Here is a 25,823-nt window from a genome sequence, read left to right on the forward strand (position 1 = left end):
GTGCGTTCACCTCGGACGCCTATCTTGAGTGCGGTCGCGCGAACGCGGCTAAGAATCAGACAGATCGTTGTACGTAAACCACAAAATCGCGGTAAAGTCGGATCAGACATACCTCGATGACGAGAAAGGCGACCATGGTCGACATCCGAAAGAAGCGCTGGTCTCTCCTGGGAATCGCTGCGGTGGCGGCCGTGACCCTGACCGGCTGCGCAGGCGGCAGCACCGAGTCCGACGGTGGTTCGAGCGACGGCGGGTCGGATGCGACCCTCATCGTCTACACGAACTCGAACAGCGACGGCCGTGGCGAGTGGATCACCGAAAAGGCCGCGGATGCCGGCATCGACATCGAGATCGTGGGCCTCGGCGGCGCCGACCTCACCAACCGCATCATCGCCGAGAAGAACAACCCCGTCGGCGACGTCGTGTTCGGTCTGAACAACATGTTCTTCGAGCAGCTCAAGGCCGAAGAGGCGATCGCCGCCTACGAGCCCGACTGGAGCGGCGAGGTCCCGGCCGATGCCGGCGACCCCGCTGACGGAGCGTTCTGGCCGCTCGTCGAGCAGGCCATCGTCACGGTCTACGACGAGAACACCATCACCGACGCCCCCTCCGATGAGGAGGACCTCTGGACCGACGAGGAGTACGCGGGCCGCTACGAGGTCAACCCGGCGCTCGGCCAGGCCACCCCGCAGCTCGTGCTCGCCAGCATCCTGTCGCGTCACCTCGACGAAGACGGCGACCTCGGCGTCAGCGACGAGGGCTGGGACCTGGTGAAGTCGTACTACGCCAACGGATCGCCCGCGGTCGAAGGCACCGACCTCTACGCCCGCATCACGCGTGGCGAGATCGACTACGGCGTGCTGCCCTCGAGCGGCATCGCGGCGCGCGACGAGGAGTACGGCACGAAGACCGGCATGATCGTGCCCGACTACGGCGTGCCGTATGTCACCGAGCAGATCGCGCAGATCAACGGCACCGGCAATGAGGAGAAGGCCCAGGAGTTCATCGACTGGTTCGGCAGCGCCGAGGTGCAGGGCGAGTTCGCGGCCGAGTTCAACTCGATGCCCGTCAACGAGGGTGCGGTCGAGCAGGCCAACCCCGAGGTCGTCGAGCTCATGGGCACCCTCGACCGTCAGGACATCGACTTCGGCTTCGTGAGCGAGAACCTCGGTGCCTGGGTCGAGAAGGTCACGCTCGAGTACATCGGCTGATCTCGCACGACACCACCCCTCCTCTCGCACTAGCCGGAAAGACACCATGATCCGTTTCGAAGATGTCGAGGTCGCGTTCGGCGATCACCGCGCGGTCTCGCACCTCGATCTGGAGATCCAGGAGGGTGAGTTCTTCACCCTCCTGGGTCCGTCCGGATGCGGCAAGACCACCGCCCTCCGCACACTCGCCGGGTTCGTCGAGCCGACGGGCGGTCGCATCCACATCAACGGCCGTGACGTCACTCGCGTGCCCAGTGAGAAGCGCGGCGTGGGGATGGTGTTCCAGAACTACGCTCTCTTCCCCAGCATGAACGTGCGCGAGAACATCGCGTTCGGGCTGTCGATCCAGAAGACGTCGAAGGCCGAGCAGAGCCGCCGCGTCGACGAGATCGCCGACCGCACGGGCCTCGCGCCTTCGCAGCTCGAGAAGAACGTCTCGGAGCTCTCGGGCGGGCAGCAGCAGCGTGTGGCCATCGCCCGCGCTCTCGCGCTGACCCCCAGCATCCTGCTGCTCGACGAGCCGCTGTCGAACCTCGACGCCAAGCTGCGCGTGCAGCTGCGTGAACAGCTGAAAGACCTGCAGCACGAGGTCGGCGTGACCACGGTCTACGTCACGCACGACCAAGAAGAAGCGCTCACGCTCAGCGACCGCATCGCCGTGCTCGACGCCGGAACGCTGCAGCAGGTGGGCACGCCGGAAGAGATCTACGACCGCAGCGCGACGCCGTTCGTGTGCCGCTTCATCGGCGAGAACAACCGTCTCAGCCCGGCGCAGATCACGAGCCTCGGCGGCGGACTCGACGCCACGGCCGAGAGCTACGTGCGACCCGAGAAGCTGCATCTCGCCGAGGCGGGCGACAGCTCGACGGCATCCGCGTCGCTCGCTGGCACGATCGTCGACCGCACGTACCACGGCAGCCACAGCGTCTACACGGTGACGGCGGAGGATGCTGCGCTGCGCGTCAGCGTTCCCGCCGCGGCGAGCGCGCGCCAGTGGAACCCCGGCGACGCGGTGCGGGTCGACGTGGACCCGCGCTGGATCCTGCAGTATCCGGCGGCGTGACATGTCGGATCAGAACCCCCAGAACCCCTCACACCCCGCGGTCCCGCCCTCAGCGGCCGTGACCGGAGAAGCCGGCTCCTTGACGACCGAAGCTGTCGTCGAGGGTCAGACGGCGGGACCGCGGCTCAACAAGAGAGGGCGCCCCGGCAGCGTGAAGGCGATGCTGCGCTCGCCCCTCGCCTGGATCACGGGCATCATCGTGATCTGGTTCGCCGCGGCGTTCCTCGTACTTCCCAACGCCGCTCTGCTCGGGGTCACGTTCTTCCCCGACGGGCAGTTCAGCATCCGTGCCGTCGAGAAGCTGTTCGGCAGCGAGCGTGCACTGAAGACCCTCGGCAACAGCTTCCTGCTGGCGGTCACGCTGTCGATCACGGTCAACGTGGTCGGTGTGTTCATCGTGCTGGTGACGAAGTACTTCCAGGTGCGCGGAGCGAAGATCCTGTGGCTCGGCTATGCCACGACCCTGATCTACGGCGGCATCGTGCTGGCCGCCGGTTACAACTTCATCTACGGCCGGTTCGGGTTCTTCACGAACATGATGGTCAACTGGTGGCCCGACATGGACCGCGACTGGTTCTCGGGCTACTTCGCCGTCGTCTTCGTGATGACGTTCGCGACCACGACGAACCACATGCTGTTCCTCTCCTCCTCCCTCGGCAAGGTCGACTACGCGTCGATCGAGGCGGCGAAGCTCATGGGAGCGTCGACCTGGACGATCCTGCGCCGCATCGTGCTGCCCGTCATGAAGCCGATGCTGTTCGCGGTCACCGTGCTGACGTTCCTGATCGGGCTCGGGGCGCTGACAGCTCCGCTCGTGCTCGGCGGGCCCGACTTCCAGACCGTCGCGCCGCTGATCATCGACCTCTCGCGCAGCCCCATCACGCGCGACATCGCCGCGCTGCTGGCGATCGTGCTCGGCATCGCGACGATCATCCTGCTCGCGGTCATGAACCGTTTCGAGAAGTCGGGCGTGTACTTCTCGGTCGCGAAGGTGGCGACGCCGATCCAGAAGCAGAAGATCCGCAACCCGTTCGCGAACGTCGTCGTGCACGTCATCGCCTACCTGCTGTGGGTGATCTACCTGATCCCGGTCGTGCTCATCGTGATCTTCTCGTTCGTCGATGCGCGCAGCATCCTCGCCGGGTCGATCACCCTCGACAGCTTCACGCTCGACAACTACGTCACCGTGTTCTCGAGCGCCGAGGCGATCCGTCCGTTCATCGTCAGCGTCGTCTACAGCGCCGTGGCCTCGCTGGTCGTGGTCGGCGGTCTGCTGTTCGTGGCGCGGATGCTGCAGAAGCACCGCAACCTGCTGACCACCGCGATCGAGTACGTGCTGCACATCCCGTGGATCCTGCCGATCGTGCTGATCGCGCTCGCCCTGGTGACCGCGTTCGACGAGCCGCGGGCGATCGTGGGTGGATTCGTGCTCACCGGCACGCCGATCCTGCTGCTCATCGCGTACATCTGCGTGAAGATCCCGTTCACGCTGCGCCTGCTCAAGGCCGGGTTCGCGTCCGTTCCCGATTCGCTCGAAGACGCCTCGCGCATTCTCGGTGCGAAGTCGCTGACGACGTTCCGCAAGGTGCTGGTGCCGCTGGTGCTGCCGACGGCCGCGGCGATCACGGCGCTGAACTTCAACAGCCTGCTCGACGACTATGACGCGGCGATCTTCCTCTACCACCCGCTGTTCAAGCCGCTGGGTGTGGCGATTCAGGAGAGCACGCGCGGCGAAAACAATCTCGATGCGATGCCGATCACGTTCGTCTACACAGTGCTGCTGATGATCATCATGGGTGTCACCATGTATCTCGTGTATGGACGAGGTTCGCGCGCCGGAGCGCCCCGCAAGGCCAAGAAGGCCCGCGCGTGAGTGGTGCATCGCCTTCGGATGCTCCGGGGCTGCGCGTCACGGTCAGCGATGTGGCCGCGGCCGCCGGAGTGTCGCGGGCGACCGCGACGAGGGCGCTGAAGGGCGAGGGGCGCTTCGCGCCCGAGACCCAGGAGCGGATCCTCGCCGAGGCCGAGCGCCTCGGATACGTGCGCAACACGATGGCCGCCGAGCTCGCCGCCGGGCGCACCGGAACCGTCGGACTGATGCTGCGCGACGCGAGCAACCCGGCCTACGGTCTGCTGTTCTCGCGGCTGCAGGATGAAGCGCACAGGCGTGGCCTCGACCTCGTGACCGTGACGATCGGCGCCGACGTGCAGGGTGCCGAGCAGGTCAATGCGCTGCACCGGCTGCTCGGGATGCGCGTCGCCGGACTCATCGTCGCGACCGGTGGCATCACGGCCGCGCAGCTCGAGCCGTTCGCCGACCAGGTGCCGATCGTGCGCGCGGGGCGGGTCGAGACGGCCGAGGGGATTCATACCGCGCACTATGACGATCCGGAGCACGGGCGGATGCTGGCCTCGCATGTCTTGTCGCTGGGGCACCGTCGGGTTGTGGTGCTCTCTGGCGCGGAGGATGTCTCGTTCGCTGAGCATCTGCGGGCATCGGCGATGGAGTCGACGTTGGTCGCAGGCGGGGCATCGGTGACTCGGGTGTCTGCGGGAGCGGCGCCGACCGATGGAGTGGATGAGGCGCTGGATGCCGTGCGCGATGGGGCCACAGCTGCGATGTGCGCGTCGGACTATCGGCAGCTCGCGGTCATGCGCGCTCTGCGTACTGCGGGGTTGGCTGTGCCCGGCGACGTGAGCGTGACGGGGTGCGATGGCATCCTGCCCGGGGCTGACCTCTTGGGTCTGACGACACTGCGGATTCCGGTCGAGGCCGTCGCGGCCGCGGCTGTGGAGACGATGCAGCGGTTGCTTTCGGGATCGGATGCTGAGTCGGATTCTGCGGAGACCGTGCGGCAGCCGTTCGTCGGAACTCTCGTGCCCGGGTCTACCGCCGCTCCCGTCTGACTTCTGTCCTGTACTTGTTCGTCGTCTCACTGGAAGAGAAATGATCCTCACCGAGCACTCTCGCCCATCGCACACCTTCGTGCACATCTCCGATACGCACCTTCCCGGTGAACGCGCGCCGCTGTATGGCAGTGGGGCGGATGCCGATGCAAACCTGTCTTCTGTGTTGTCGCGGCTGGTGTCTTCGGGGCTTCGCCCTGACGCGTTGCTGTTCACGGGGGATCTCGCGGATCGGGGAGACGCGTCGTCGTATCGGCGGTTGAGGGAGCTGGTGGCGCCGGCGGTGGAGGCGCTGGGTTGTGAGGTCGTGTGGGCCATGGGCAACCACGACGAGCGTGGGGCGATGCGGGCGGAGTTGGGGCTTGCTCTTGAAACGCCGGTTTCCGGTACCGCAGGTGCCGGTTCGGATGCTGTGGTCGAGGTGCGGTGGTTCGGCGGGATGCGGGTGATCGTGCTGGATTCGACCGTTCCCGGGGAACACTGGGGGCGGGTCGATCGGGCGCAACTGTCGTGGCTTGCGGCGGAGTTGGCCACACCGGCGCCGGAGGGTTCGCTGCTGCTGATCCATCACCCGCCGCTGCCGACGGTGCTCGACCTCGCGGTGACTGTCGAGCTGCGCGAGCAGGCGGCGTTGGCTGCAGTGCTGGCGGGGTCGGATGTGCGGGGGATCCTGTCGGGGCACGTGCATCACCCGTCGTTCGGTACCTTCGCCGGGATTCCGGTGGCGGCCGCGTCGTCGAGTGCCTACGGGCAGGATCTGGCTCAGCCGGTCGGGGCGACCCGGGGGCAGGATGCGGCGCAGGGGTACAACCTCGTGCACGTGTATGAGGGGACGATCGTGCACTCGGTCGTGGGGCTCGAGGTCGGGGCAGACGTCGGGGAGCCGGTCGCGGCGGAAGAGGCTGGGAGGCGGATTGCTGGGCGGGGGATTAGCTGGCGGGAGCGGGTGTAGGGCACCACCCGCGGTCGTCTAGGGCGAAGCGAGGCGAAACGTCCCGCTATTCTGCTCAGCGCTGGGCTCACGCCGAGTCCGACCGACGCTGGACGCGCGCATTCGTCGGCCGCGTTCGCGGCTCGCGAACCCAGTGCGTGGTTTGCATCGACGGCGTTAGTCGAAGGACACGTGGCGCGGGTCGTCGGGATAAGCGTGAGCAGCCGACCGATACGAAAGCGACTGATCGGCGAGCTCAAGTAGTACGATCGCGTGGGCCGCGGTGCTTTCGCTCTGCACCCGATTCGAAGGAGATCGAGATGAGCACTAAGGACCGATCCGCGCTCTTCGCAGGGTTCTCTGCGAACCGTCGCGGATGGCTGGCATCCATCGCGGTTATCGCGATTGCGCTTCTGGGTCCCCCACTGATTATTCGTGTGCCCGATAACTCCGTAGGGGCCGCAGCGATTGCCGTGTTGGCATGTGTCATCGCGGCCTCCCTCATTGGATTCTTCGCCTCCGTTGACTCGGCTGCCAGAATAGTGAACGCGATCGCGTTCCTCATCGCAGCGGGTGCCGCTACCGTCTTCGTGCAATCGACAGAGATGGTGAAACGGACGCAGACCCAACCCTTCATTCAATCCAATGGGGCGGTGATAACCGCGACGTTGCTTGCGGTCGGGATGTTATTGGCGGTCGCCGCTGGGATTCGAGGTTCAAAGTCCTCACCAAAGGACAATTCGGATGGCCTGCGACCGCCATCCCGTCCTGATCCGATGCTCAAGTCGTTAGACGCCATGTTCTACTACCTGGAGTGGTGGGAGGGAGAGTTCAATCGAACCCGCAAGGTGGTCAAGCGGCGGGCAGCCAAGGTCATTATCTGGACTACCGTCCTCACCGGGATGATCGCCGTCTTCGGTGCGATCAGCGCTTCGGCCTCGAACAATCTTTTGCAAGATCTGATCGCGATCTGCACCACCGCCGCTTCAGCAACCATCGCAGTCCTCCTGGCTTGGAACGAGCATTTTCACCATAAAGACCTGTGGATTCAGCGGTCTCAAGTCCTGCACGAGCTACAGACCATTCGCATCGAGTATGAGCGCGCTTCGAGGGAAGCGAAGTCACGGCGTGCTCGCAGACGCCTCGCGACGAATCTGAGCACGCAACTCAAAAGGGTCCTCGCCCAGGACGTGCGGGATTGGAAAGGCATTCAAGGCGGCAGGTGATACGCACTCTAGTTCGCCCAGCCGGGGTTAGTCCCCTCGTTGAGAGAGCCCACGGCCGTTCTTGAACCGAGAGCACTTGGCTAGAAAGACCGGGATGTCCGGCGGCGCGGATGAGTCACCCACCTGCGATGATCAAGGCATGACAGCGATTCCTGAACCGCCCGGGCACGTCTTCGTGATCAGGGGAGACATGCGGAACTTCGCGTGCGACGTGTACATGTGGGCGGCGGACAAGGACCTTCGTCCCGGAGGCGGGTGGACAGCTGCCGGTGTCGACGTAGAGCGTCGGCTCGACCCCGAGCTGCGCGCCGCCTATCAGGAAGAGCGGCGATTCACGCTACCCGTGCGACTGCTCTCGACGTCTCGGTTCGAGCCGCAGCTGATCCTCACTGCTGTACCGTACTCCGGAGTAAAGCGCGCCTCTGACATTGCGCCCAGAATCCAAGAATTCTTCGAGGTCGCTTCTCAGGCGGCAGGACAGCACAAAGGCCTCCAACGAAAGGACTCGATTCCTCTTCTCGCAGTCCCGCTGTTCGGCGTCGGAGGTGGTGGTGCTGGAGCGTTCCGCGGAGAGGTATTTAAAGTGCTGTACGAGGAGAGCATCGCGGCGGCCTCAACATACGGAGTCGACGTCGCGATTGTGCTGAGAGACGCCCGTGATTACGATCTCGCACAGTCGATTCGACGTTCGAGTGATAAGTCCTGGGCTGCACTTTCGCGAGATCAGCTGACCGCTGCGGCAAGGCTCGGTCATGAAGCTCGCGATAGTCGCCTAGTCCCGTTCATGGGATCGGGCGTCAGCGTCTCAGCAGGCGCTCCCACATGGGACCAGCTCATCCAGAAGCTTGCAGAGAAGGCCGAGGTGGATATCTCCACCGCCGAGACTCTGGCTGAGCATCACGACGTGCTCGACCAGGCCGCTTATCTTCACCGCGAGTTTGAACGGCACTTTCCAGACGCGGACCAAGCCTTCGCCGAGAGCGTTGTTGAGGCGGTAGCTGTCTCTCGTTATGGCCTTGCCCCTCCGCTCCTCGCCGCGCTTGAAGCAGAACAAGCGGTCACGCTCAACTACGACTGTCTTTTCGAGCTCGCGGCGCACGATGGCGACCGCCCCAGACGAGTCATTCCAGGCGGTGCGACTGAGCCGGAGAGGTGGCTACTCAAACTGCATGGCACGGTGACCGAACCGTCTTCCATCGTTCTTACACGCGACGACTACTTGAACTTCAACGCCGATCGCGCTGCGCTGAGTTCGCTCGTCAAAGCGACATTGATGACGCGACGCCTGCTGTTCGCTGGTTTCGGAGTCCGGGATCCGCATTTCCACGAGATCATCCATGATGTTCGACGGGCCCTGCCTGATCGTGATGGGCCGTTTGGAACAGTACTGACTCTCGATGACAGTCCGACTACAAGGCGGCTGTGGGAGAACGAGCTCGAGTTCATCGTGCTGCCGAGCGAGCGACTCCACGATATCTTCCTCGATGCCATACTCGCTCATGCGGCGTCGACCCATTCGTACCTGCTCGCGAGCGGCTATACCGACATCCTGCAGTCCGAGGATCGCGCGCTACGCGATTCCCTAACCAAGTTCGCAGCCTCAGTTCCGGCTCTCGCGAAGAAGAGCAGCGCATGGCCGATCATCGAGACCCAGTTGCGGGAGCTCGGAAGCCCCCCTAACGAGAACGCGCTTACACCTGCCGACCTCGACATCACCGTCTCTGCTGCCGAGATTTCACGCCTGCAGTTACCGGATACTCCCGGTCTGATTGCATGGTTCCGAGAAGGCGAGTGCATCTATATTGGCATCTCCGGCCACATACGGGATCGGATCAACGACCACATCTCATCGAGACCGGACTTCAGTCGAAGCACGCTTCGTTCATGGGTCGCGGTCGAGATACTTGGGCTCACTCGCGAGAAAACTCGCCAACGCCCGAGCGCGATCACTCACAAACAGGCTGATGAAGTGGTCGCATGGTTGAAACAGTGCGAAGTCGGATGGAAGGTCACGGAACGGCGCGCCGATGCCTCACGCATGAAAGAAGATCTACTCTCCCAGATGCGCCCGCGATTCAATCATCAGTAGGAATTCGCCACTGCCGATACGCTGATCCTCGCGAGGGGAGCGCTCCTCGCGAGTCAGGGGCCCCGGCCTCAGAGAGAGAGTGTGCGATGACGGGTGAAACCTTCTCTGAAGATGACTTTCGCAGTGAATGGAAGGAGCAGGCGAAAGAGATAGGCCGTTTCAACCTCGCGATCTTCGGCAAAACCGGCGTCGGGAAGTCCACCCTGATCAATGCGATCTTCGGCGAGGAAGTCGCCCCCACGGGAGTCGGCGACCCCGTGACCATGGACGAGCATCTCTATATCCACCGCTCCGGCTTCCTAGGCCTGCTCGACACCCGCGGGCTCGAGATCGGCAAGGACACCGATGAGCTGATCAAGGAGCTGAGCGACTACCTCAAGCGCATGCGTCAGCGGCCGCTCCCTGAGCAGATCCATGTCGCCTGGTACTGCGTCCGATCGACCGACCGCCGGTTCGAGGACACCGAGGCGGAGTTCATCCGGCGGCTGCACACTCTTGGCTTGCCGGTCGTCGCCGTGCTGACGCAGGTGCAGTCGCGAGCTGGCGAGCATCACTCCGATGCACTGGCTCTCGCGGATCACATCGCCGCACTCGAGCTGCCAATCGTGGGCGGTCGCCCGATCCTCGTGATGTCGGCCGCAGATGACTTCACTGGGCAAGTCCAGCATGGGCTCAACGAGCTCGTCGATGCGACGTTTCGCGCAGCTCCCGACGGTGTTGAAGCTGCGTTCGCTGCGGCCCAGAAGATCGATCTGTCAAGAAAGCGCAAGCAGGCTCAAACAGCTGTCCGCGCGGCTGCCACGGCTGCACTGACGGTTGGTGCCATCCCCATCCCTGTAGCGGACGCGGGAGTGCTCATTCCAATACAGCTCGGGATGATGGCGAGAGTAGCGGCAATCTATGGCGTCAGAGTCGAGACCGCCACGATCGCGGCGACCGCGGCGACCGTGGCCGTCTCCGCTGCTGGGCGAAGCGCTGTCGCGGGACTGCTCAAGCTCATTCCGGGAGCGGGAACGCTTGTCGGCGGTGTGATCTCGGGAGCAGTCGCCAGCTCATTCACCCTTGCAATCGGTTACGCATGGGCTGTCGTGTGCGGAGAGCTCACGCAGGGTCGCCTGCGTGGAGTGGATGGCGCGCTCGACAACGATCTGATCCGTGAACTATTCCAGTCGCAGGTCGCCGTGTGGTTCAAGAAGGTGGGCGGTGGGCGGGCCTGAGCATCCTCCCGACGGATTCCACTCTCCTAGACTCGCAACACGTTGATCCGAGGAGCACCATGGAGAAAGAACTCAAGACTGCCGAGCGAGTGCGGATCGCGCTCGAGGTCCTCGGTGAGCGAGCACCCGATGGTTCGTATGTTCCCGTCGGCGACATCTGGGCGGAATCGCTGGCCCGGGTTCCCCTCACCCCGTATGAGTCGGAGATCAACACGGCGAACAAGCCTAGAGGCGAAACAAACTGGCGCTTCGCCAGCTCCGAGTTCGTCCCGGCGGGCTGGTTACGAAAGAACCCGTCTCTCGCTGGGGAGTGGGCTATCACTGCGAGCGGACTCGCGGCACTCGATGAGTATGCGGGCAACGAGCTCTTCACCGAAGCCCAAAGGCTCAAAGCGATCAAGCGCGACAACGAGCGCAACGAGATCGAGCGCGCACTCCCGGAGCGTTGGGTGAGCGAGGATTCGAGCCAGCGAACATTGCTTGCCGCGGCCGAGGTGGTTGTCGAGGAAGGACTCCGCAAAGGGCTTTCAGCTTTCGCACCGTCTCGCGAGGTCTGGACCCCAGCGAACATTCGCGAACTACACGAGTTGTGGGCGGCAGTGGAAAAGGTCGAAGGTAAAGGCTTCAACGCGAACCTCGAGCACCAGTTCGCTTCCGCGACGGACGATGTGAAACTCCTCATGGCCGAGGTGCTGGCGTTTCAGCTGCTCCCAATCGCCAAGGTCATGGGTCACGCAAAGAAGCGAGAACGGGTGGAGTCGGTTCTCATGACCATGCGCCACCCTGTGGAGATTCCACGAGTCTTCGACGCCGCATTTACCGGCGGCGCCTTTAACCCCGGTCGCGGGATGCAGGGTCATGTCAACCGTGCAATTACCGTCGTGCTGGATGTTCTCCTCGATTGGAGCAAACTTAGTGATGAGGAGCAGCAGCTTGCTCTCGACGACCCCCAACGATGGCGCGAGCTCGTCCTCGGCAAGGACGACGGATTCCCTACCCAGCGATACTCGCTGCTCTACCTTGTGCATCCCGGGTTCTTCGGGCCGGTGATCTCGCTCGATCATCGTGCGCGGATCCGCGACGCGTTCATCGGGGAGATTGGTGGCGACTTCTCCGATGACCCGGATGCTGACCTCCAGAAGATCGTGATTGCTCTACAAGTGAAGGAGGGCAAACCGATCAACCTTTACGGTGGTCTTGAAGGTAGGTGGAAGAAGAGCGACGACCTGGAGCCTGAACCAGAGCCCGGGCCCTTTCCACAGCCGGACCCCTCCCCGGACATCCCCCATCCGCGCGGGTTCTTGCCCTCAGAGATAAGCCTCGCGGAACTTGCCGACGCCACACACCTGCACGAAGCATGGCTCGGCAAGGTGACGAACGCTCTCCACCGCCGCGGACAGGTAATCCTTTATGGCCCGCCCGGAACCGGCAAGACGTATGTCGCCCGGGCCCTCGCCGACCGCCTCGGTAAACCGGGCAGCGTCGTGAAGCGCATCCAGTTCCATCCGTCATATACCTACGAGGACTTCTTCGCCGGATATCGGCCTGTGACGGATGCCGCGGGCCAGCTGTCGTTCTCGCTCACTAGGGGTCCGCTTCGCGAAATCGCCGACGAAGCCCGCAAGAACCCCGACGTGCCACATGTGCTGATGATCGACGAGATCAATCGCGCGAACATCAGTAAGGTCTTCGGTGAGCTGTACTACCTGCTCGAATACCGCGATGACGCCATCGACGTGCTGTATGCAGGCTCGGGTGATGACGGGGGCAAGTCGTTCACCCTCCCGACGAACGTGCTCATTATCGGCACGATGAACACCGCGGACCGCTCGATCGCGCTTCTCGACTCGGCCATGCGCCGCCGCTTCTCGTTCTTCGAGCTGCACCCCGATGTCGCTCCGGTGAAGGACATCCTCGTTCGCTGGGCAGCACACCACCCGCAGACCCTCCCCGTAGCTGAGCTGTTCGAGCGCCTCAACTCAAGCATCCGCGATCGCGAAGATCGCGTGGGCCCGAGTCATCTGCTTCGGACGGAGGACCTCCAACAGGACGACCTGCACGCGGTGTGGGAGGAGAGCATCCTGCCGTTGCTCGAGGAGCGCCACATCGGAACCGGTGTCGACGTGCACGTGAAGTACGGGCTGAAGACACTGCTCGCCGGTCTCGGAGCATCTAGCGCCGAGGCAGCAGCGTCGGAGACATGAGCTCGACGTCGCTCGGCACCCGTGTCGAGGAACTCGCTGAGAAAGGCGAATCCTTCGTCTCGCTGACCACGTCACAGGCAGTGCGGCTGCAAGAGCTGAAGTTCTGTCGCGTGTCTCCGACAGGGGACTCGGGAATCTGGCGCATCACCGACGTCACGCGCGTGGGAGCCGTCGGTCTCGACGGAGTTCGACTGATCATTCGGCCGAAGACTCCGTTGCGGAGCCTGATTTTCATGGCGTCGTACTCGGGCGTGCAGGCTGACGTTGGCCACGCGACGTTTGCCTTCGAGGCCGATCGAGATCTACCGTCGGCTCTGGCGTCAGGGCTGATCCGAGCGGTCGAGGCAGCGACGGGACGGGGGCTCCTAAAGGGCTATGTGTCCGTCGAGGAGACGGGCACGGTGATTCGGGGCCGATGGGATGTGGCGCGCCAGCTCAAGGGGCGGCCTGGCATTCCCGTTCCGGTCGAGCTGACCTACGACGACTACACCGAGGACGTCGCGGAAAACCGGATCGTAAAGGCGGCGCTTCGCGCGCTGGTGCGGCTCGAACAGATGCCCCGTCACATCGTCGACGAACTCGGCTCCCTGCTCGGGATGTTCCCCGAGATCTCGGATCTGCGGGCCGGCGGTCGGGTGACCTTGCCAACGGCGACCCGGTTGAACGCGCACTACCAGCCGGCGCTGCGCCTCGCGCAATGGATCCTCGAGGCGACATCGTGGGCGCACGCAGAGGGCGCGAGTTCCGGCTCGGCGTTCTTGCTCAACGTCGCAAAGGTGTACGAGGACTTCGTCGGGTCGGTGCTTCGGGCGACGCTGAAGCCCGAAGGGTTCGAGGTCGATCTGCAGGTGTCGGACTGGCGGTTGGACACCGGCGGAAAAGTGCGAATGCGGCCGGACATCGTTATCTCACGTGGAGGTCGTGTCGTGGCTGTGGCGGACACGAAGTACAAGGTGTGGGGTGAGAGTGATGGCTCTCCCCCTAACGCCGACGTGTACCAAGGACTGGCGTACGCGATCACAGCGCATGTGCCTGAGGTGCATCTGCTGTACGTGTCAGGCGATGTGGAGCCGCGGCGGTACGAGATCGCGCCCACGGGGACTGTGGTGGTGGCGCATGCGGTGGATGTGAGTGGGAAGCCGGAGTCCCTTATCAGGCACGTACGGGAGCTTGCATTCGCGCTGACGCTGTAGCCAAGCTCGTATCGACCTCGCTACCCGAAGCCGGTCGGCGAGATCGCCGACACTCACTCGTGCACGATCTGCGGACGCAAATATCACCAAACCTGCTTCCCGGATCTGCGGCGGCATGGGCGGCTGCGACGTGATCGGTCACACAATGGTCTTCATGTAAGTCTGTCGCGAGCGGACGCCGACGCGTCAGCCGCTCTCGACCAGCTTCTGTTGCGCCTTGTCATACACGTAGTCGGTGATCTCGCCGGACATGATCATGGCAACGGCCCTGTTGATCGTCTCCAGGGACACGACGAACCACTCGGAGGGGTCATAGTCGCGCCCCTTGCGGTCCACCTGCGTCAGGTCGAGCCTGACCTCGGCGAACACCCTGTGGAGCAGGTGCTCGAGCCAGGAAGCGCGGACGTTGTACAGCCGGTAGTCGGCCAGAACTTCCACAGGGGCCATCAGATACGTCGGCGACTTCGAGGCGTTCTTGATGCGCTGTTCCACGCTGGTCGTCGAGAACCCGATCTTGTGCAGGTTCTTCATTCCTGCGATCACGGGGTCTTCGCTCAGGGAGCTCAACACGTAGATGTGGCCGCTCTCCACGTCGGCGTCAAGAATCTCCCCGGCATCGTGCCCCGTGCGGGCCAGAACCTGGCCCTGGGCCTCGTACAGGCGCGTCATGAGGCTCTGCTTGTACATCGCCGATTCTGTGCCGTTCTCGAAGACAACGCGCAGGCGCTGCTTCTGCTTCGGCTTGCCGCCAACGACCAGATCCACGTCGTCGCCAACCTCGGCGACGAAGCACATCACGCCGCCGAGCACGAAGAATATGCCCTCGCGGATGAGGTCCATGCCGGTGAAGGGCATCAGCTGGAATGTGCCATCCGCTAGCTCGGCATGCTTCGCCTTGAACAGTGGCTCGAATGCTTCGAAGTCCTTGGCCTTGACCCTCTGGGCCACGGAGTCCGGTGACTCGGGGCGCTTGGCTATAGGCAGGTCTGACACGTCCAGGACACCTGTGTCATCGCCCAGAAGGTCATCGAGATCGTCGTCCTCGAGGAGGTCTTCGAGCGATGCTGGTGCTTCGGAGATCTCGAGCATGCCGAACTCATCGAGCGGCTTGAGCGCCTCAATCTTGGACTCGTCAGCAAGGATGCCGTCGAGCCTGGCACCGAGCTTGCGCTCGGCAATGTCGCGGGTCGTCGCGCTTGGCAGGCGCTCGTGCGTCCGGCGGAACTCCACGATCTCCAGGAAGGCGCGCTGGAGCCGATCAGCAGGCGTGGCCTTCTGCTTCTTCTCCGGTGCATCCAGCAGCCCGTCGAGGTCGTTGTCAATGAGGTCCTGCAGCGACGCGGGTGCCGGCTCGAGGGCGTCGTCGTTCTCCATCATTCCCCGGACACCATTTCGGTTGCTCGCTTCTCGGCCTCGAGCTTCTGCTTGGCCCGCTGGAGCCACAGCAGGGCGTCGGCATAGCGCTTCTCGGTCGGGTCATCAGCTCGGGAGTCCGGCTTCCGCCCGTTGACCTTGATCCAGTTCTTGATGCGGGGCACGAGCGCAAGCGCTTCTTCCTCGGTGAACTCGATACGCGTGGCGGCAATGGAGTCCGAGATGATCCGCAGCACGTTCGTGGTGACCGACTTCGACATGACCTCGAAGGCCCTCTGGAACGGGTTCACCGAGTCGATGAGGTTGATGTTGATGTCGTCGATGTTGACGAACTTCTCGCTCATCTTGATGAACCGCTGGTCGCCGACCGTGCGGACCTCGCCGTTCTTGATCACCGAGTCGACGATGACCTGCTGGCGCAGTTCCTCGACCTCGGTCTCGCTCAGATCCGGGTAGCGCTCACGGATGATCTTGGGGATCAGGATCTGGTTGGTGGTCTCAGGATCGACGCTGCCGGCAGCCGCGCGCGCAAAGGTGTCGTCCTGCAGGATCGTGGCCTTCAGGTCGTTGAGATCTGTCTCCACGATCTGCTTGACCCTCGCCGTCGAAGGCTCCTTAAACCCCTTAATGTGCAGCGTTCCCGGCTCAGGTGCATTGCCCTCGCGCTTCGTCTTGAACGTGAAGTTTTGCGCCAGGACTTGTTCCATCAGCAGCGAAGCAGTGATTGCCTTGAGCATGTTGTTCACCGAGCCCTTCACCTCGCTCTGCGAAGCATCAGGCTCGGCGATGAGGTTGGTGAACTGTGCGTGCGCCTTGCCCGGGCTGTCGCGGGTGACGCGGCCGATGATCTGGATGACCTCGGTGAGGGATGCCCTGTAGCCCACTGTGAGCGCGTGCTCGGCAAACGGCCAGTCGAAGCCTTCCTTGGCCATGCCAAGCGCGAGGATGATGTCCACAGCGTCACGCTGCTTCGACCCGACGGTGGAGAGGTAGTGCAGCGTATCGGCGCGCTGCTTCTGATCGGTATCGTCGACGAGGTCGGCCACGCGCAGGATCGCGCCGGTATCCGGCCGGCGGATCAGGATGATGCCCGTATCGGCCTCCGTCTCCACGACCTCGCCGATCGCGTCGATGATGAAGCCGACCTCCTCGATCTTGTCCTTGGTCGACTCGCCGGAGTTCACGTTCGGTATGTGGAGAAGCGTCTTCTTGTCGAGGTCCAGCACCTCGCTGATCGCATCGGTGTACCGGCCCTGGTAGAAGTGGTGGCCGATGCCGAGCGACTTCAGGTGCTCGTAGCCATTGAGCTGGTCGTAGTAGTTGAACGTGACTGGTGTGAACTTCGCCTCGTCTTCCGAGGAAAGCACCGGCACCGAGTCGCCGCGGAAGTACGAGCCCGTCATCGCCACGATGTGCACATCCGAGCCGGCCATCACATCGCGCAGCAGCGCACCCAGGCGGTTGGCCTCGGTGTCGGCAGAGACATGGTGGAACTCGTCGATCGCCAGCACCGTGCCATTGAATGCCTCAGGGGAGAGCCTTTCGAAGGCGAACCGCAGCGTGGCGTGCGTGCACACCAGCGTCGCATCGGGGCCGTTGAGGAAGGCCACGAAGGCATCGACCTTGCCAACCGAGGAACCAGGCGTGCACAGGTTGTGCTCGTCCTTGATCTCCCAGTCAGCGAAGAACCCGTTCTGGGACAGGGGAGTGGACGCGAAGGATGCGCCGATAGAGCGCTCCGGCACCGCGACGATGACCTTCTTGCGGCCTTGGTTGTAGAGCTTGTCCAGCGCCACGAACATCAGCGCACGCGACTTGCCGGAAGCCGGCGGAGCCTTCACCAGCAGATGCTGCGCGTCCCGCTTCTCGAAGACCCGCTGCTGCATCTCGCGCATGCCCATCGCGTCAGTGTGCACCGAGGCACCTGTCTGGGCGTAGGAGACATCGACGACGTTCACGTTCTTGTTCACTTCTTCTTCCCCTTCGCGGCCTCGGCGGCCGTCATCTCCTCATACATACCGAAGAGGTCCGACAATCGTTGCTCGTCCGTCTCGTAGCCGCGCCTCGAATAGATCGAGTCGACCAGTGCATCGACTTCAGCGTGAGCCGCTCGTAGGTCGTCCGGCATCTCGTCCGGGTCGTAAAGCTCCGCCAGCGTCCGCTCGCAGTGGTACTCCCGCACGTCGAGCACGCGCAGCGCTGCGATGGTGAGCTTCTCCTTCACTGCATCAGAGAGTGGGGGCACCGGGAAGTTGTTGTAGACGATCGTGTTGGAGTACCTCAACCGTGTCTCGTGCTGTCCACCGACAGCACGAGTCCAGCACATGTGCATACGCGACGTGAGCAACGCGAGCGTCCACGGCGATGCGTCGTACACAGCGAACGCGAGGTTTGAAATTACGGTGTCTTGTCCGAGATACCCGAACGGGATGTACTCCCGACGCTCAGATGACACGCTTGGCACGATGATTGATTCGGTGGGTCGATAGCTGATCTGCACGAAGCGGTGCGGACGCTCGGCGAAGGCAGCAGTGCTCTCCGCGTCACTTTCGCGGCGCTCGTCCGCTACATGGGAGAGCCGTCGAGCGATTTCGGGAACCATCCTGGCATCGGCGACATCGGCGTCGTCAATCCAAAGACAGTACCGATCCTTACCGTCCACAAGCTCAGATGTTCCGACGTACGACTTGATAAATCGCTCGGCCCGAGCATCACTCGCGATCATGCTCTCGCGATCCTCGGGCGAGATGACCAATCCCTTTGCGCGCGGCATCGATCCAAAGACCATCGGGGGAAGACTCGGACTGAGCGGTTTCTGAGTTCGGCGATGGACAAAGATGTTCGCCCCGTCGGCCAGGTAGCCGTTGATATTAGCCACCTCAAGCCTTAGGTGATCAGCAAAAATGTACTTCGGACCAGGCCGTACGTTGCGGAGGCTGATCACGGCGACCGTTACGCCGGCGTTTCGCCTTGCGTTGTTCTCCCACTTGAAGGATGTGTAGGCGTAGCGAATCTCGAGCCCCAGATCGAAGAGGCGAGGGAACATCAACCCGACGTGTTCGCCCTGGGCCACGGAGTTAGTGGTGACGAAAGCGAGTTCCGCCTGAGTTCCCGCGATGTAGTCCGCCCCTTTGGTGAACCAGAGGGCGATGTAATCGAGGTTCTTTGAGAACGGTCGTCCCGAGAAAACGAAGGGAAAGTCGGCCTTCATTCCCTTGGTTTGGGTCTTGGCACCTTTGTATGGAGGGTTCCCGATTAGGTAGATCTCGGTTTCGCCATCGTTCGGGCACACCGCGTTCCAGTCAACGCGGGTCGCGTTGCCTGCTTTCACCTGCCCGGTCTCCTTCAGCGGGATCAGCGGGATCGTGAGCCGGAACTTTTCCTTGAACTCCGCGTTCATCTGGTGTTTGGCGATCCAGAGCGACAGGATCGCGACCTCGACCGCGAAGTCATCGATCTCGATGCCGAAGAAGTTCTCGATGTTGATGCGCGACTCCGCGAACAGCACCCGGTTCTTCTCGTCGAGCTCTGTTAGGCGCTCGAGGATACCGTGCTCGAGTCGGCGCAGTTCCTTGTAGGCGATGATCAGGAAGTTCCCCGAGCCACAGGCAGGATCGAACACCTTGATCGCGCTGATCCGTTCCAGCAGGGCGCTCAGCTTCTTGGCGCTGTCGTAGCCCTCTTCGAACTGCTGGCGCAGATCGTCCATGAACAGCGGCTCGATCGTCTTGAGGATGTTCGGCACGGACGTGTAGTGCTGGCCGAGGTCCTTGCGTGCGCCCGGTGTGACGATCGCCTGGAACATCGATCCGAAGATGTCGGGGTTGATCTCGCGCCACACGAGCGTTCCCAGTTCGATGAGCAGCTGCCGTGCTGACTTCGTGAATGTCGGCACGAACTCTTCGTCAGCCACCGTGAACAGCCGGCCATTAACGTACGGGAAGGATGCAAGGTGATGCGGCTTGTCCTCGGCCCGCTCGGTGTCGAGAGCCAGGAACACATCTCGAAGGAAGCCAGCCGTGTCGGAGCCGTCGGCTTGGGTGTGGGAGCCCACGGCGTTGGTGAACTGGCCCTCGTCGAAGATGTCGGTGTCCTCGGCAAAGAAGCAGAACAGCAACCGGGTGAAGAACACGTTCAGTGAGTGCCGGCCGTTCGGCTGTTCCAGAATGTCCGGGTTCGCCGCCATGAGCTCGTCGAAAAGCTTGCCCATGCGCTCGGCGGCCTTGACATCGGCGATCTTCTCGGCGACGTACTGGGCCTTCTCCATCCCGGCCCACGGCAGGAAGAAGGTGAAGTGCTTGTCGATCTCGCGGATCGGGAACCCGATGGTCTCGCCGACCTTCGTGTCCGTCGCTACGACCTCGTCGTAGTCGGTCACGATCACGAATCGGGGGTTGTACTTGACCACCACAGGGGAGGTGCTCAGTTCATGGAGCTCAGCCAGCGGATCACCGTCGGTCTCCCGGAAGTAGACCACGTTCTTCTGCGCTACCTCGCGCGTCTGATCAGCTGCCACGTTGAGCGAAGTGCCGTTGCGCAGGCGAGTGACGTTTCCGCGCGGCTTGCCGTATGCGAGCAGCAGGTCGAAGATGAACTCGCGGTCGTATGACTCCTGGCCTGCCAGCGGAGCGATGCGCTCCTCCACGGCCTTCAGGTTGAGCTTCGCCATCGCTGTCTCGCCATTTCTGCACAGGCGCTCCGTAGCCGGCTGCGCGTCCTTCAACACCGAGCGGATCGACAACTGCCCAGTCGTCCCTGATCCTATCGGTGGGTCGACGCGTGCCCTCGGCGAAGGACGCGCCGCATTGCCTAGCCAAGATGCAGTCTGCCCGGAGCGATGACACTGGTCCTGCGCGTGAAACCCGGAGCCGTACTCGGATACCGTGCCGTCTTGCCGCCCAGCCTTGTTGCGGTAGCCCAGCGACGCGGACGAAAGAACTGCTGTCGATCACCAGGAAACATGACTGAGTCGTCGGGCAAAACTCGCGCCTGGCCCGACCGAACCGCTCCCCCAGCTCACCTGTTGAGCCACCCGCGCGCGTCGCGTCCAGAACGGACTGACGCATTTTTTCATTGGCGAGGACGAGGCACCACTCGAGCGTCCTCAGGCGTACAATCGATCATAAGTAGACGCACCGTTGCGAAACCCAAGCCCCAAGGAGCTCGACCATGGCCCTCACCGCACACTCCACCATCGGCGACTGGATGAACGACCCGACCGGCGGGCCGCTCATCCGCGCACTCTTCGAGCAGACGGGCGCCGACCCCGAGCTCCTTACCCCCGTACTCGGTCTGCCGCTGCAGCAGCTCGTCGCGATGAGCCAGGGCCAGCTTCCGCAGTCGGTCGTCGACGACCTCGTGCGCGCAGCCAACGGCGGCGAGATCCCCGAGGCCGACGAGTCCGCGGGCTGGGCCGAGAAGCCCACCACCGGACGTTTCGCCGGCAAGACCGTGATAGTCACGGGCGCAGCATCCGGAATCGGCAAGGCCACGGCATCCCGCGTCGCCCGCGAGGGCGGACGGGTCATCGCCTCCGACATCGCCGCCGACAAGCTCGACGCTCTGAAGGCCGAGCTGCCGGATGCCGACATCACCACCGTCGCCGGAGACCTCACCAAGCAGGACGCGATCGACGCCGTCATCGCCGCCGCGGGCGACCGCATCGACGCCCTCGCGAACGTCGCCGGCATCAACGACGACTTCTCCCCCGCAGGCGAGACGACGGATGCCGTCTGGGACCGCGTCATCGCCATCAACCTCACTGCCCCGTTCAAGCTCATGCGCGCTGTGCTGCCGATCATGGAGAAGGCCGGCCGCGGCTCGATCCTCAACGTCTCGAGCGAAGCGGGCCTGCGTGGCAACGCGTCGGGCAACGCCTACACGGCCAGCAAGCACGGCATCATCGGCGTCACGAAGTCGGCGGCGTTCATGTACGGGCCGAAGGGCATCCGCGTGAACTCCGTCGCTCCGGGCGGCGTCGCCACCGGCATCCCGATGCCCCCGAACATGTCTGAGTACGGCTCCGGCCGCCTCGCCCCGTTCCAGCAGGCGATTCCGACGGTTGCGACCGCCGAGCACCTCGCCGCGTCGATCACGTTCCTGCTGTCGGACGACGCCGTGAACATCAACGGTGCGGTGCTCGCATCCGATGGTGGATGGTCGGTGCAGTAAGCGCCCCGAAGACCACGCCCCTGCCGACCCGAACGGCGGGGGCGTTCTTCGTTCTCGCTCGGGTGGAGGGCTCGACCACCCCAGTCGGCTAAAGGTCGCGGCTAAGTCGAACGTCGACATGCCACAGCCACTCGACAGCCCGCTATGTTTCTCGCATGGGGAAGGGCGAGACGCTAAGAAGGTACGGCACGGACCTGCGCTGGCTCACGACGAGGTGTACTCATTGCTCGTGGCGTACCTCCAAGCACCCGCAGATCGCCTGGAACGATCTCGTATGGCACGTGATGGACGCGCACGGCGGCGAGTCGAAGCCACCTCGTCCCGACGAGTACACCGTGCTCCGTTGGCGGCACGATGCAGCAGTGAGCGCGTTGCAATCAGGTGGCGCGCTCACCATGCTTCAAGCGGTCGCGTACACCCGCGCTAGCGATGACCTACACCAATACGTCGAGGAACATGGCTTGCGTGGGACGGACGCTGATCCAGCCATTCAGCAGCGACGAGCCTTGGACCGCTGGCTCAAGCGCGAGTTCGGTATCGAACTTGATGGGGCCTGATGCGGCCGCCGAGCGATGCATCTCTCACATCTCCCCCGCCTACCCTGGCTCTATGAAGAAGCCCCCCGCGCTCGCGACGCTCGCCGTCGGCATCCTGCTGCTGTCCGGATGCTCTCAAGCGTCGACCATCGCCGCGTGCGGACAGGTCGCGGCTCAAGCTGCGCAGGTGACTGGTGTGATCGGCAGCGTCAGCTCGCCGACTCCCGAGGCTGCGCAGGCAGCGCTCGATGAGGTCAAGACCGTCGCCGAGAACATCCGCGGAGTCGATGGACCCGACGAGTTCGTCACCCTCCGCGACTCGTGGACGACGAGCATCGACGCATTCGCCGCCGAGGGCGAGAAGGCCATCGCGGGTGACATGACGGGTCTGGACGCGGCGACGACAGAGATGCGCACGGCCACCGACGCGATGCTCGCCTACTGCACCCCGTAGCCGGAGCCCGTTACTCGTCGCGTTGAACGCTCATCGCGATCTCGAAGCTGTCGCCGATCACGCGACCTCCGTCGAACACCGGCTCTTCATCGAGCGTCTCGAGCACGCGAGCGTCCCGCGTCGCCGCAGCGGTTCCGCGGTCACGAACCTCGCGCGACGGCCAGGTCATCACCGTCACCACGACGGATTCCCCGGCGTTCGTGCCCGAGAGATCGGCGATGCTCTTCAGCTCGCCCGGCTCGTACGAGGTCCCGTCGGCATGGAAGTCACCCGGGTCGGCTGACTCGCTCGACTGCCAGTAGTCCACGACGCTGATCGCACCGTGATCGCGGTAGACCTCCGCCATCCGCTTCGAGAAGTCGAGGTATGCGGCCTTGCGTTCCGTCGGCACCGGAACGACGGTGATGTCAGCGATGACCATTGCAGCTCCAGTCCTCAGCGGTGAGTGTCCGTCGCAAGGGTATCCACCGTCGACCTCACCCAGCCAGACGCGCCTACCGAGCGATGCCTCGCAGCAGCCGCGTCACCGTCTCTTCGACGCGTTCGGCACTCAACGGCTGACCGATGAGAGCCGCGTACGACGCCATGGCGATGAGCTGGTCGGCGATCGCGTCAGCATCCACGTCGGCCCGGATCTCGCCGGCCGACTGTCCGCGCGCGATCCGTTCGGCGACCCACGAGCGGATCGGCGCCGCGAGACGCTCGTTGAGCGCCAGGCCGAGTTCGTGGTCGGTCGCCGTCACCGCGATCAGCGCCCGGGCGAGTGCGACACCCTCGGGCCTCGCGAGCCCGGCGGACATCGCGGAGAACCACGCGTGCAGGTCGGCGCGGATGTCGTCGCTCATCGCGACGGCGGGGTCGGCTCCTGGCAGGTCTCCCTCGAGCAGTGCCTCGCCGAGGATCGCGGCCTTCGACGGCCACCAGCGGTAGATCGTCTGCTTGGAGACTGCGGCTGTCTCAGCGAGTCCCTCGATGGTCACCGCTTCGTAGGTGCCGGCGATGACGGCCGCGCGCATCGCCTCGAGCACAGACTGGCGCGCGGCTTCACTTCTGGGACGGGGCACTAGGACAGGCTACCGAGGCTGTGGGTGGCGCGTTTCGTCTCGGGCCGCTTCGCGGTCCTTGCTCAACGACCGAGGGGGAGCAACCGCGGGCTCCGCTCGACGACGCGTGTGGCTGCGCAGCTTGGATAGAGTCGCGGGATGAGGGAGACACGAGGGCCGTTGAGCATGGGCATGTTGACCCTCGCCCTCACGGTGTTCGGACTCGTGTTCTTCATCGTGACGATGCTGATCATCCACGGCGTGCCCTACGTCACCGACTCGCTCGGCCCCGCGAACAACCAACACTGGATCAATTGGTACTGGCTGGCCATGCTCATCGTGGTGCCGACTATCATCACCGGCGCCGCATCCGGACTGACCTCAGCCTTCGGCGCGTACATCGGCAAGCGCATCTCGGCGACCACCGACGGCGCGCCAGCGGATCGCATGAAGGTCAGCGTCGGCGCCGGGCTCGGTGGCGCCTTGGGCAGCGCCCTGTTCCTGATCTACATGAGCTGGCTTTACCAGAACGGGCTGGGCCCGTGGATCCTGGTGCTCGGGTCCACGGCGGTATTCGGCGCCTACGCGGGCTTCACCGCACTGTGGATGGGCCGCAGATCGGGGAGCCCTCAGGCGCCCGCAGCTCCGGTCACCTCCGCGGACGGTATGTGACGGCCACGGCTCCAGAGGCGAACTCTCGACGATCCACGACGACGAGCTCGAGCGGTCCGTTCAGCCCGTCGAGCAACCGCGGCCCGTGCCCGGCAACGAGTGGATGCACGACGAAGATGTACTCGTCGATCAGCCCCAGCTCGGCCAACGCCAGCGGCAGCGTCACACCGCCGACCGACAGCCCCTCGCCCGGCTGCTGCTTCAGCTGGCGGACCGTCTCGGACAGGTCGCCCCGGATGAGCTCGGCGTTCCAGTCGACGGCGTCCAGCGTGCGCGACACGACGTACTTCGGCACGCGGTCGATGGCCTCGGCGAACGGGACCTCCCACTCGCTCATCCAGTCGGGCCAGACTCCCGACGTCGGACGCCGCCACGCGCCCTCCATCATCTCGTAGGTCGTTCGGCCGTAGATGACGGCATCCGCCCGCTGCATCTCGGCGGTCCAGAAGCCCATCAGCTCCTCGTCGGGAGCGACGCCCGCCTCGTGGTGAACACACCCGTCGAGCGTGACGTTGATCGCGTAGCGCAGTGGTCTCATCTCGCCGATCTCCTTCGATGCGGGCGGTGGGTGGTACGGGGTGGGACTTAGAGTACTGTCGGGCCGCAGTCGGGCGACACCTCGCCGCGGCTGAGGCGGCCACAGCGAATATGGTGAACGCATGCCCTCCAGCCAGCCTCGCGTCATCTCCGTTCGGGGCGGTCGCGTACGCCCCAGTGGGTCGTGGCTGTACGTCTGGCTCGACTCCGCCACGGGAGAGATCGTTCACGTGGGTGGCACAGGGTTCGATCCGGAATTGCGGGCGCATCTGCATCTGACGGGCGACGACCCGCAGCTCGGACGAGTGCGTGCCACTGTGCCTCGATCCAGCGAGCGCGACTTCGACGTCCTCGCCTTCGAGCTGAGTGAACGAATCGACCGGCCACGTGCGAAGGAAGCCCTCACCCTCCGCCTCCTGGACTCCTTCAACGAGGTCGGACACCGACAGCACCCGTCGAGCGAGATGAGCGAACTCATCGATTCGATTGCTCAAGAGGTGAAGAAGTATGTGGAAAGCTTGCCAGGGAGCACGGACGGCTGATTGCTCGTCGCCGCGATCTCCACTGCGTCAGTGATCCGATTCAAGCCCCTGTTCAGCACGTTTCAGTCGCCCTAACCTGACCCGCATGTTGAAGATCGTGTCGATCGTGATCCGCGTGAACGACCTCCCGGCGCAGTCCCGCTTCTGGCAGGCAGCCCTCGACTACGTCGAGCGAGACCCGGCATCCGATGACTGGGTCGTGCTCAAGCCGCGCGATGCCGACGCGCCCTGCATCGCCCTCGACGCTCACCACTCCGAGCGGGTGCTGCCGCCGCGCATCCACCTCGACATCTATGCCCAGGATCAGGATGCCGAGGTGCGACGCCTCACCGAACTCGGCGCTCGCGAGGTGCACTGGGACAACCTGCCGGACGATGCCGACTACGTGATCATGGAGGACCCCGAGGGCAACCGGTTCTGCATCGTGGACCGGCCGGACTGGGTGGGCTGGGT

At 63.9% G+C, this 25,823-nt stretch carries 22 protein-coding genes; 16 read left to right on the forward strand and 6 right to left on the reverse strand.

What is annotated here, in order from left to right:
- Positions 1–134 precede the first annotated feature (134 nt).
- The 10 genes from LQZ85_RS16875 (at position 135) to LQZ85_RS16920 (ending at position 14,041) form a co-directional block, all read left to right on the forward strand.
- On the forward strand, positions 135–1,211 hold the full coding sequence (locus tag LQZ85_RS16875; protein WP_056276152.1) for an extracellular solute-binding protein: 1,077 nt from the start codon (positions 135–137) through the stop codon (positions 1,209–1,211).
- Positions 1,212–1,257: 46 nt separating this feature from the next.
- Positions 1,258–2,274, forward strand: a complete 1,017-nt coding sequence (locus tag LQZ85_RS16880) for an ABC transporter ATP-binding protein (protein ID WP_056276150.1) — start codon at positions 1,258–1,260, stop codon at positions 2,272–2,274.
- Between the two features lie 79 nt (positions 2,275–2,353).
- Complete coding sequence (locus LQZ85_RS16885; protein WP_321163930.1) at positions 2,354–4,147, forward strand: iron ABC transporter permease; 1,794 nt, start codon at positions 2,354–2,356, stop codon at positions 4,145–4,147.
- A complete protein-coding gene (locus LQZ85_RS16890) occupies positions 4,144–5,181 on the forward strand; it encodes a LacI family DNA-binding transcriptional regulator (RefSeq protein WP_056276147.1) in 1,038 nt (345 codons plus the stop codon). Before LQZ85_RS16885 ends, LQZ85_RS16890 begins: the two co-directional genes overlap by 4 nt.
- A gap of 40 nt (positions 5,182–5,221) precedes the next feature.
- Complete coding sequence (locus tag LQZ85_RS16895) at positions 5,222–6,133, forward strand: metallophosphoesterase (RefSeq protein ID WP_230101237.1); 912 nt, start codon at positions 5,222–5,224, stop codon at positions 6,131–6,133.
- Between the two features lie 299 nt (positions 6,134–6,432).
- On the forward strand, positions 6,433–7,338 hold the full coding sequence (locus LQZ85_RS16900; protein WP_056276141.1) for a DUF4231 domain-containing protein: 906 nt from the start codon (positions 6,433–6,435) through the stop codon (positions 7,336–7,338).
- A 94-nt stretch (positions 7,339–7,432) separates the two neighbouring features.
- Positions 7,433–9,427 (forward strand): SIR2 family protein, encoded by a 1,995-nt coding sequence (locus tag LQZ85_RS16905; RefSeq protein WP_082586472.1) that lies wholly within the window; start codon positions 7,433–7,435, stop codon positions 9,425–9,427.
- An 86-nt stretch (positions 9,428–9,513) separates the two neighbouring features.
- Complete coding sequence (locus LQZ85_RS16910) at positions 9,514–10,644, forward strand: DUF697 domain-containing protein (RefSeq protein ID WP_056276135.1); 1,131 nt, start codon at positions 9,514–9,516, stop codon at positions 10,642–10,644.
- A 59-nt stretch (positions 10,645–10,703) separates the two neighbouring features.
- Positions 10,704–12,848, forward strand: coding sequence for an AAA family ATPase (locus LQZ85_RS16915; protein ID WP_157538062.1), 2,145 nt, complete (start codon positions 10,704–10,706; stop codon positions 12,846–12,848).
- Entirely contained in the window at positions 12,845–14,041 is a 1,197-nt protein-coding gene (locus LQZ85_RS16920; protein ID WP_056276129.1) for a hypothetical protein, read from the forward strand. Before LQZ85_RS16915 ends, LQZ85_RS16920 begins: the two co-directional genes overlap by 4 nt.
- A gap of 186 nt (positions 14,042–14,227) precedes the next feature.
- On the opposite strand, the gene LQZ85_RS16925 is transcribed toward LQZ85_RS16920, so the two are convergent.
- Genes LQZ85_RS16925 through LQZ85_RS16935 form a run of 3 tightly spaced genes read right to left on the reverse strand, consistent with a single transcriptional unit; the run spans position 14,228 to position 20,156 of the window.
- The gene (locus LQZ85_RS16925) at positions 14,228–15,418 is read right to left on the reverse strand and encodes a GIY-YIG nuclease family protein (protein WP_157538060.1); all 1,191 of its coding nucleotides are present in this window, start codon (positions 15,416–15,418) and stop codon (positions 14,228–14,230) included.
- Positions 15,415–17,385 carry a DEAD/DEAH box helicase gene (locus LQZ85_RS16930; protein ID WP_056276127.1) on the reverse strand — a complete coding sequence of 657 codons (1,971 nt, stop codon included), beginning with the start codon at positions 17,383–17,385 and terminating at the stop codon, positions 15,415–15,417. Before LQZ85_RS16930 ends, LQZ85_RS16925 begins: the two co-directional genes overlap by 4 nt.
- Positions 17,382–20,156, reverse strand: a complete 2,775-nt coding sequence (locus LQZ85_RS16935) for a DNA methyltransferase (protein ID WP_230101238.1) — start codon at positions 20,154–20,156, stop codon at positions 17,382–17,384. The genes LQZ85_RS16930 and LQZ85_RS16935 overlap by 4 nt, the downstream gene beginning before the upstream one ends.
- 428 nt (positions 20,157–20,584) lie before the next feature.
- On the opposite strand from LQZ85_RS16935, the gene LQZ85_RS16940 reads away from it, so the two are divergent.
- The 3 genes from LQZ85_RS16940 to LQZ85_RS16950 all read left to right on the forward strand — a co-directional run bounded on the left by LQZ85_RS16940 (position 20,585) and on the right by LQZ85_RS16950 (position 22,576).
- Positions 20,585–21,586, forward strand: coding sequence for an SDR family NAD(P)-dependent oxidoreductase (locus tag LQZ85_RS16940; RefSeq protein ID WP_230101239.1), 1,002 nt, complete (start codon positions 20,585–20,587; stop codon positions 21,584–21,586).
- 155 nt (positions 21,587–21,741) lie between these two features.
- Positions 21,742–22,143 carry a hypothetical protein gene (locus LQZ85_RS16945; RefSeq protein ID WP_230101240.1) on the forward strand — a complete coding sequence of 134 codons (402 nt, stop codon included), beginning with the start codon at positions 21,742–21,744 and terminating at the stop codon, positions 22,141–22,143.
- Between the two features lie 52 nt (positions 22,144–22,195).
- Positions 22,196–22,576 carry a hypothetical protein gene (locus LQZ85_RS16950; protein WP_230101241.1) on the forward strand — a complete coding sequence of 127 codons (381 nt, stop codon included), beginning with the start codon at positions 22,196–22,198 and terminating at the stop codon, positions 22,574–22,576.
- A gap of 10 nt (positions 22,577–22,586) precedes the next feature.
- Here the strand turns inward: LQZ85_RS16950 and LQZ85_RS16955 are convergent, their stop codons facing one another.
- Both LQZ85_RS16955 and LQZ85_RS16960 read right to left on the reverse strand, forming a co-directional pair.
- Positions 22,587–22,997 carry a DUF1428 family protein gene (locus LQZ85_RS16955; protein WP_230101242.1) on the reverse strand — a complete coding sequence of 137 codons (411 nt, stop codon included), beginning with the start codon at positions 22,995–22,997 and terminating at the stop codon, positions 22,587–22,589.
- Between the two features lie 73 nt (positions 22,998–23,070).
- Entirely contained in the window at positions 23,071–23,640 is a 570-nt protein-coding gene (locus LQZ85_RS16960; protein ID WP_230101243.1) for a TetR/AcrR family transcriptional regulator, read from the reverse strand.
- A gap of 138 nt (positions 23,641–23,778) precedes the next feature.
- Between LQZ85_RS16960 and LQZ85_RS16965 the strand changes: the two genes are divergently transcribed.
- A complete protein-coding gene (locus LQZ85_RS16965) occupies positions 23,779–24,291 on the forward strand; it encodes a hypothetical protein (protein WP_230101244.1) in 513 nt (170 codons plus the stop codon).
- Here LQZ85_RS16965 and LQZ85_RS16970 read toward each other — a convergent pair.
- On the reverse strand, positions 24,269–24,829 hold the full coding sequence (locus LQZ85_RS16970; RefSeq protein ID WP_230101245.1) for a dihydrofolate reductase family protein: 561 nt from the start codon (positions 24,827–24,829) through the stop codon (positions 24,269–24,271). The two genes, LQZ85_RS16965 and LQZ85_RS16970, sit on opposite strands and share 23 nt — an antisense overlap.
- Before the next feature lie 121 nt (positions 24,830–24,950).
- Here LQZ85_RS16970 and LQZ85_RS16975 point away from each other — a divergent pair, with 121 nt between their 5' ends.
- Together LQZ85_RS16975 and LQZ85_RS16980 are read left to right on the forward strand one after the other, a co-directional pair.
- Positions 24,951–25,370, forward strand: a complete 420-nt coding sequence (locus LQZ85_RS16975; protein WP_230101246.1) for a hypothetical protein — start codon at positions 24,951–24,953, stop codon at positions 25,368–25,370.
- Between the two features lie 85 nt (positions 25,371–25,455).
- A partial coding sequence (locus LQZ85_RS16980) for a VOC family protein (protein ID WP_230101247.1) occupies positions 25,456–25,823 on the forward strand: 368 nt, incomplete at its 3' end.

This window comes from Microbacterium sp. Bi98 (genome assembly GCF_918698045.1).
Lineage (GTDB): Bacteria > Actinomycetota > Actinomycetes > Actinomycetales > Microbacteriaceae > Microbacterium.

Coding starts and splice junctions, on each gene's coding strand:
- LQZ85_RS16875 (WP_056276152.1), top strand. CDS start 135: ATGGTCGACATCCGAAAGAAGCGCTGGTCTCTCCTGGGAATCGCTGCG.
- LQZ85_RS16945 (WP_230101240.1), top strand. CDS start 21,742: ATGGGGAAGGGCGAGACGCTAAGAAGGTACGGCACGGACCTGCGCTGG.
- LQZ85_RS16880 (WP_056276150.1), top strand. CDS start 1,258: ATGATCCGTTTCGAAGATGTCGAGGTCGCGTTCGGCGATCACCGCGCG.
- LQZ85_RS16920 (WP_056276129.1), top strand. CDS start 12,845: ATGAGCTCGACGTCGCTCGGCACCCGTGTCGAGGAACTCGCTGAGAAA.
- LQZ85_RS16965 (WP_230101244.1), top strand. CDS start 23,779: ATGAGGGAGACACGAGGGCCGTTGAGCATGGGCATGTTGACCCTCGCC.
- LQZ85_RS16905 (WP_082586472.1), top strand. CDS start 7,433: ATGTCCGGCGGCGCGGATGAGTCACCCACCTGCGATGATCAAGGCATG.
- LQZ85_RS16955 (WP_230101242.1), bottom strand. CDS start 22,997: ATGGTCATCGCTGACATCACCGTCGTTCCGGTGCCGACGGAACGCAAG.
- LQZ85_RS16895 (WP_230101237.1), top strand. CDS start 5,222: ATGATCCTCACCGAGCACTCTCGCCCATCGCACACCTTCGTGCACATC.
- LQZ85_RS16950 (WP_230101241.1), top strand. CDS start 22,196: ATGAAGAAGCCCCCCGCGCTCGCGACGCTCGCCGTCGGCATCCTGCTG.
- LQZ85_RS16915 (WP_157538062.1), top strand. CDS start 10,704: ATGGAGAAAGAACTCAAGACTGCCGAGCGAGTGCGGATCGCGCTCGAG.
- LQZ85_RS16970 (WP_230101245.1), bottom strand. CDS start 24,829: ATGAGACCACTGCGCTACGCGATCAACGTCACGCTCGACGGGTGTGTT.
- LQZ85_RS16940 (WP_230101239.1), top strand. CDS start 20,585: ATGGCCCTCACCGCACACTCCACCATCGGCGACTGGATGAACGACCCG.
- LQZ85_RS16900 (WP_056276141.1), top strand. CDS start 6,433: ATGAGCACTAAGGACCGATCCGCGCTCTTCGCAGGGTTCTCTGCGAAC.
- LQZ85_RS16910 (WP_056276135.1), top strand. CDS start 9,514: ATGACGGGTGAAACCTTCTCTGAAGATGACTTTCGCAGTGAATGGAAG.
- LQZ85_RS16925 (WP_157538060.1), bottom strand. CDS start 15,418: ATGATGGAGAACGACGACGCCCTCGAGCCGGCACCCGCGTCGCTGCAG.
- LQZ85_RS16975 (WP_230101246.1), top strand. CDS start 24,951: ATGCCCTCCAGCCAGCCTCGCGTCATCTCCGTTCGGGGCGGTCGCGTA.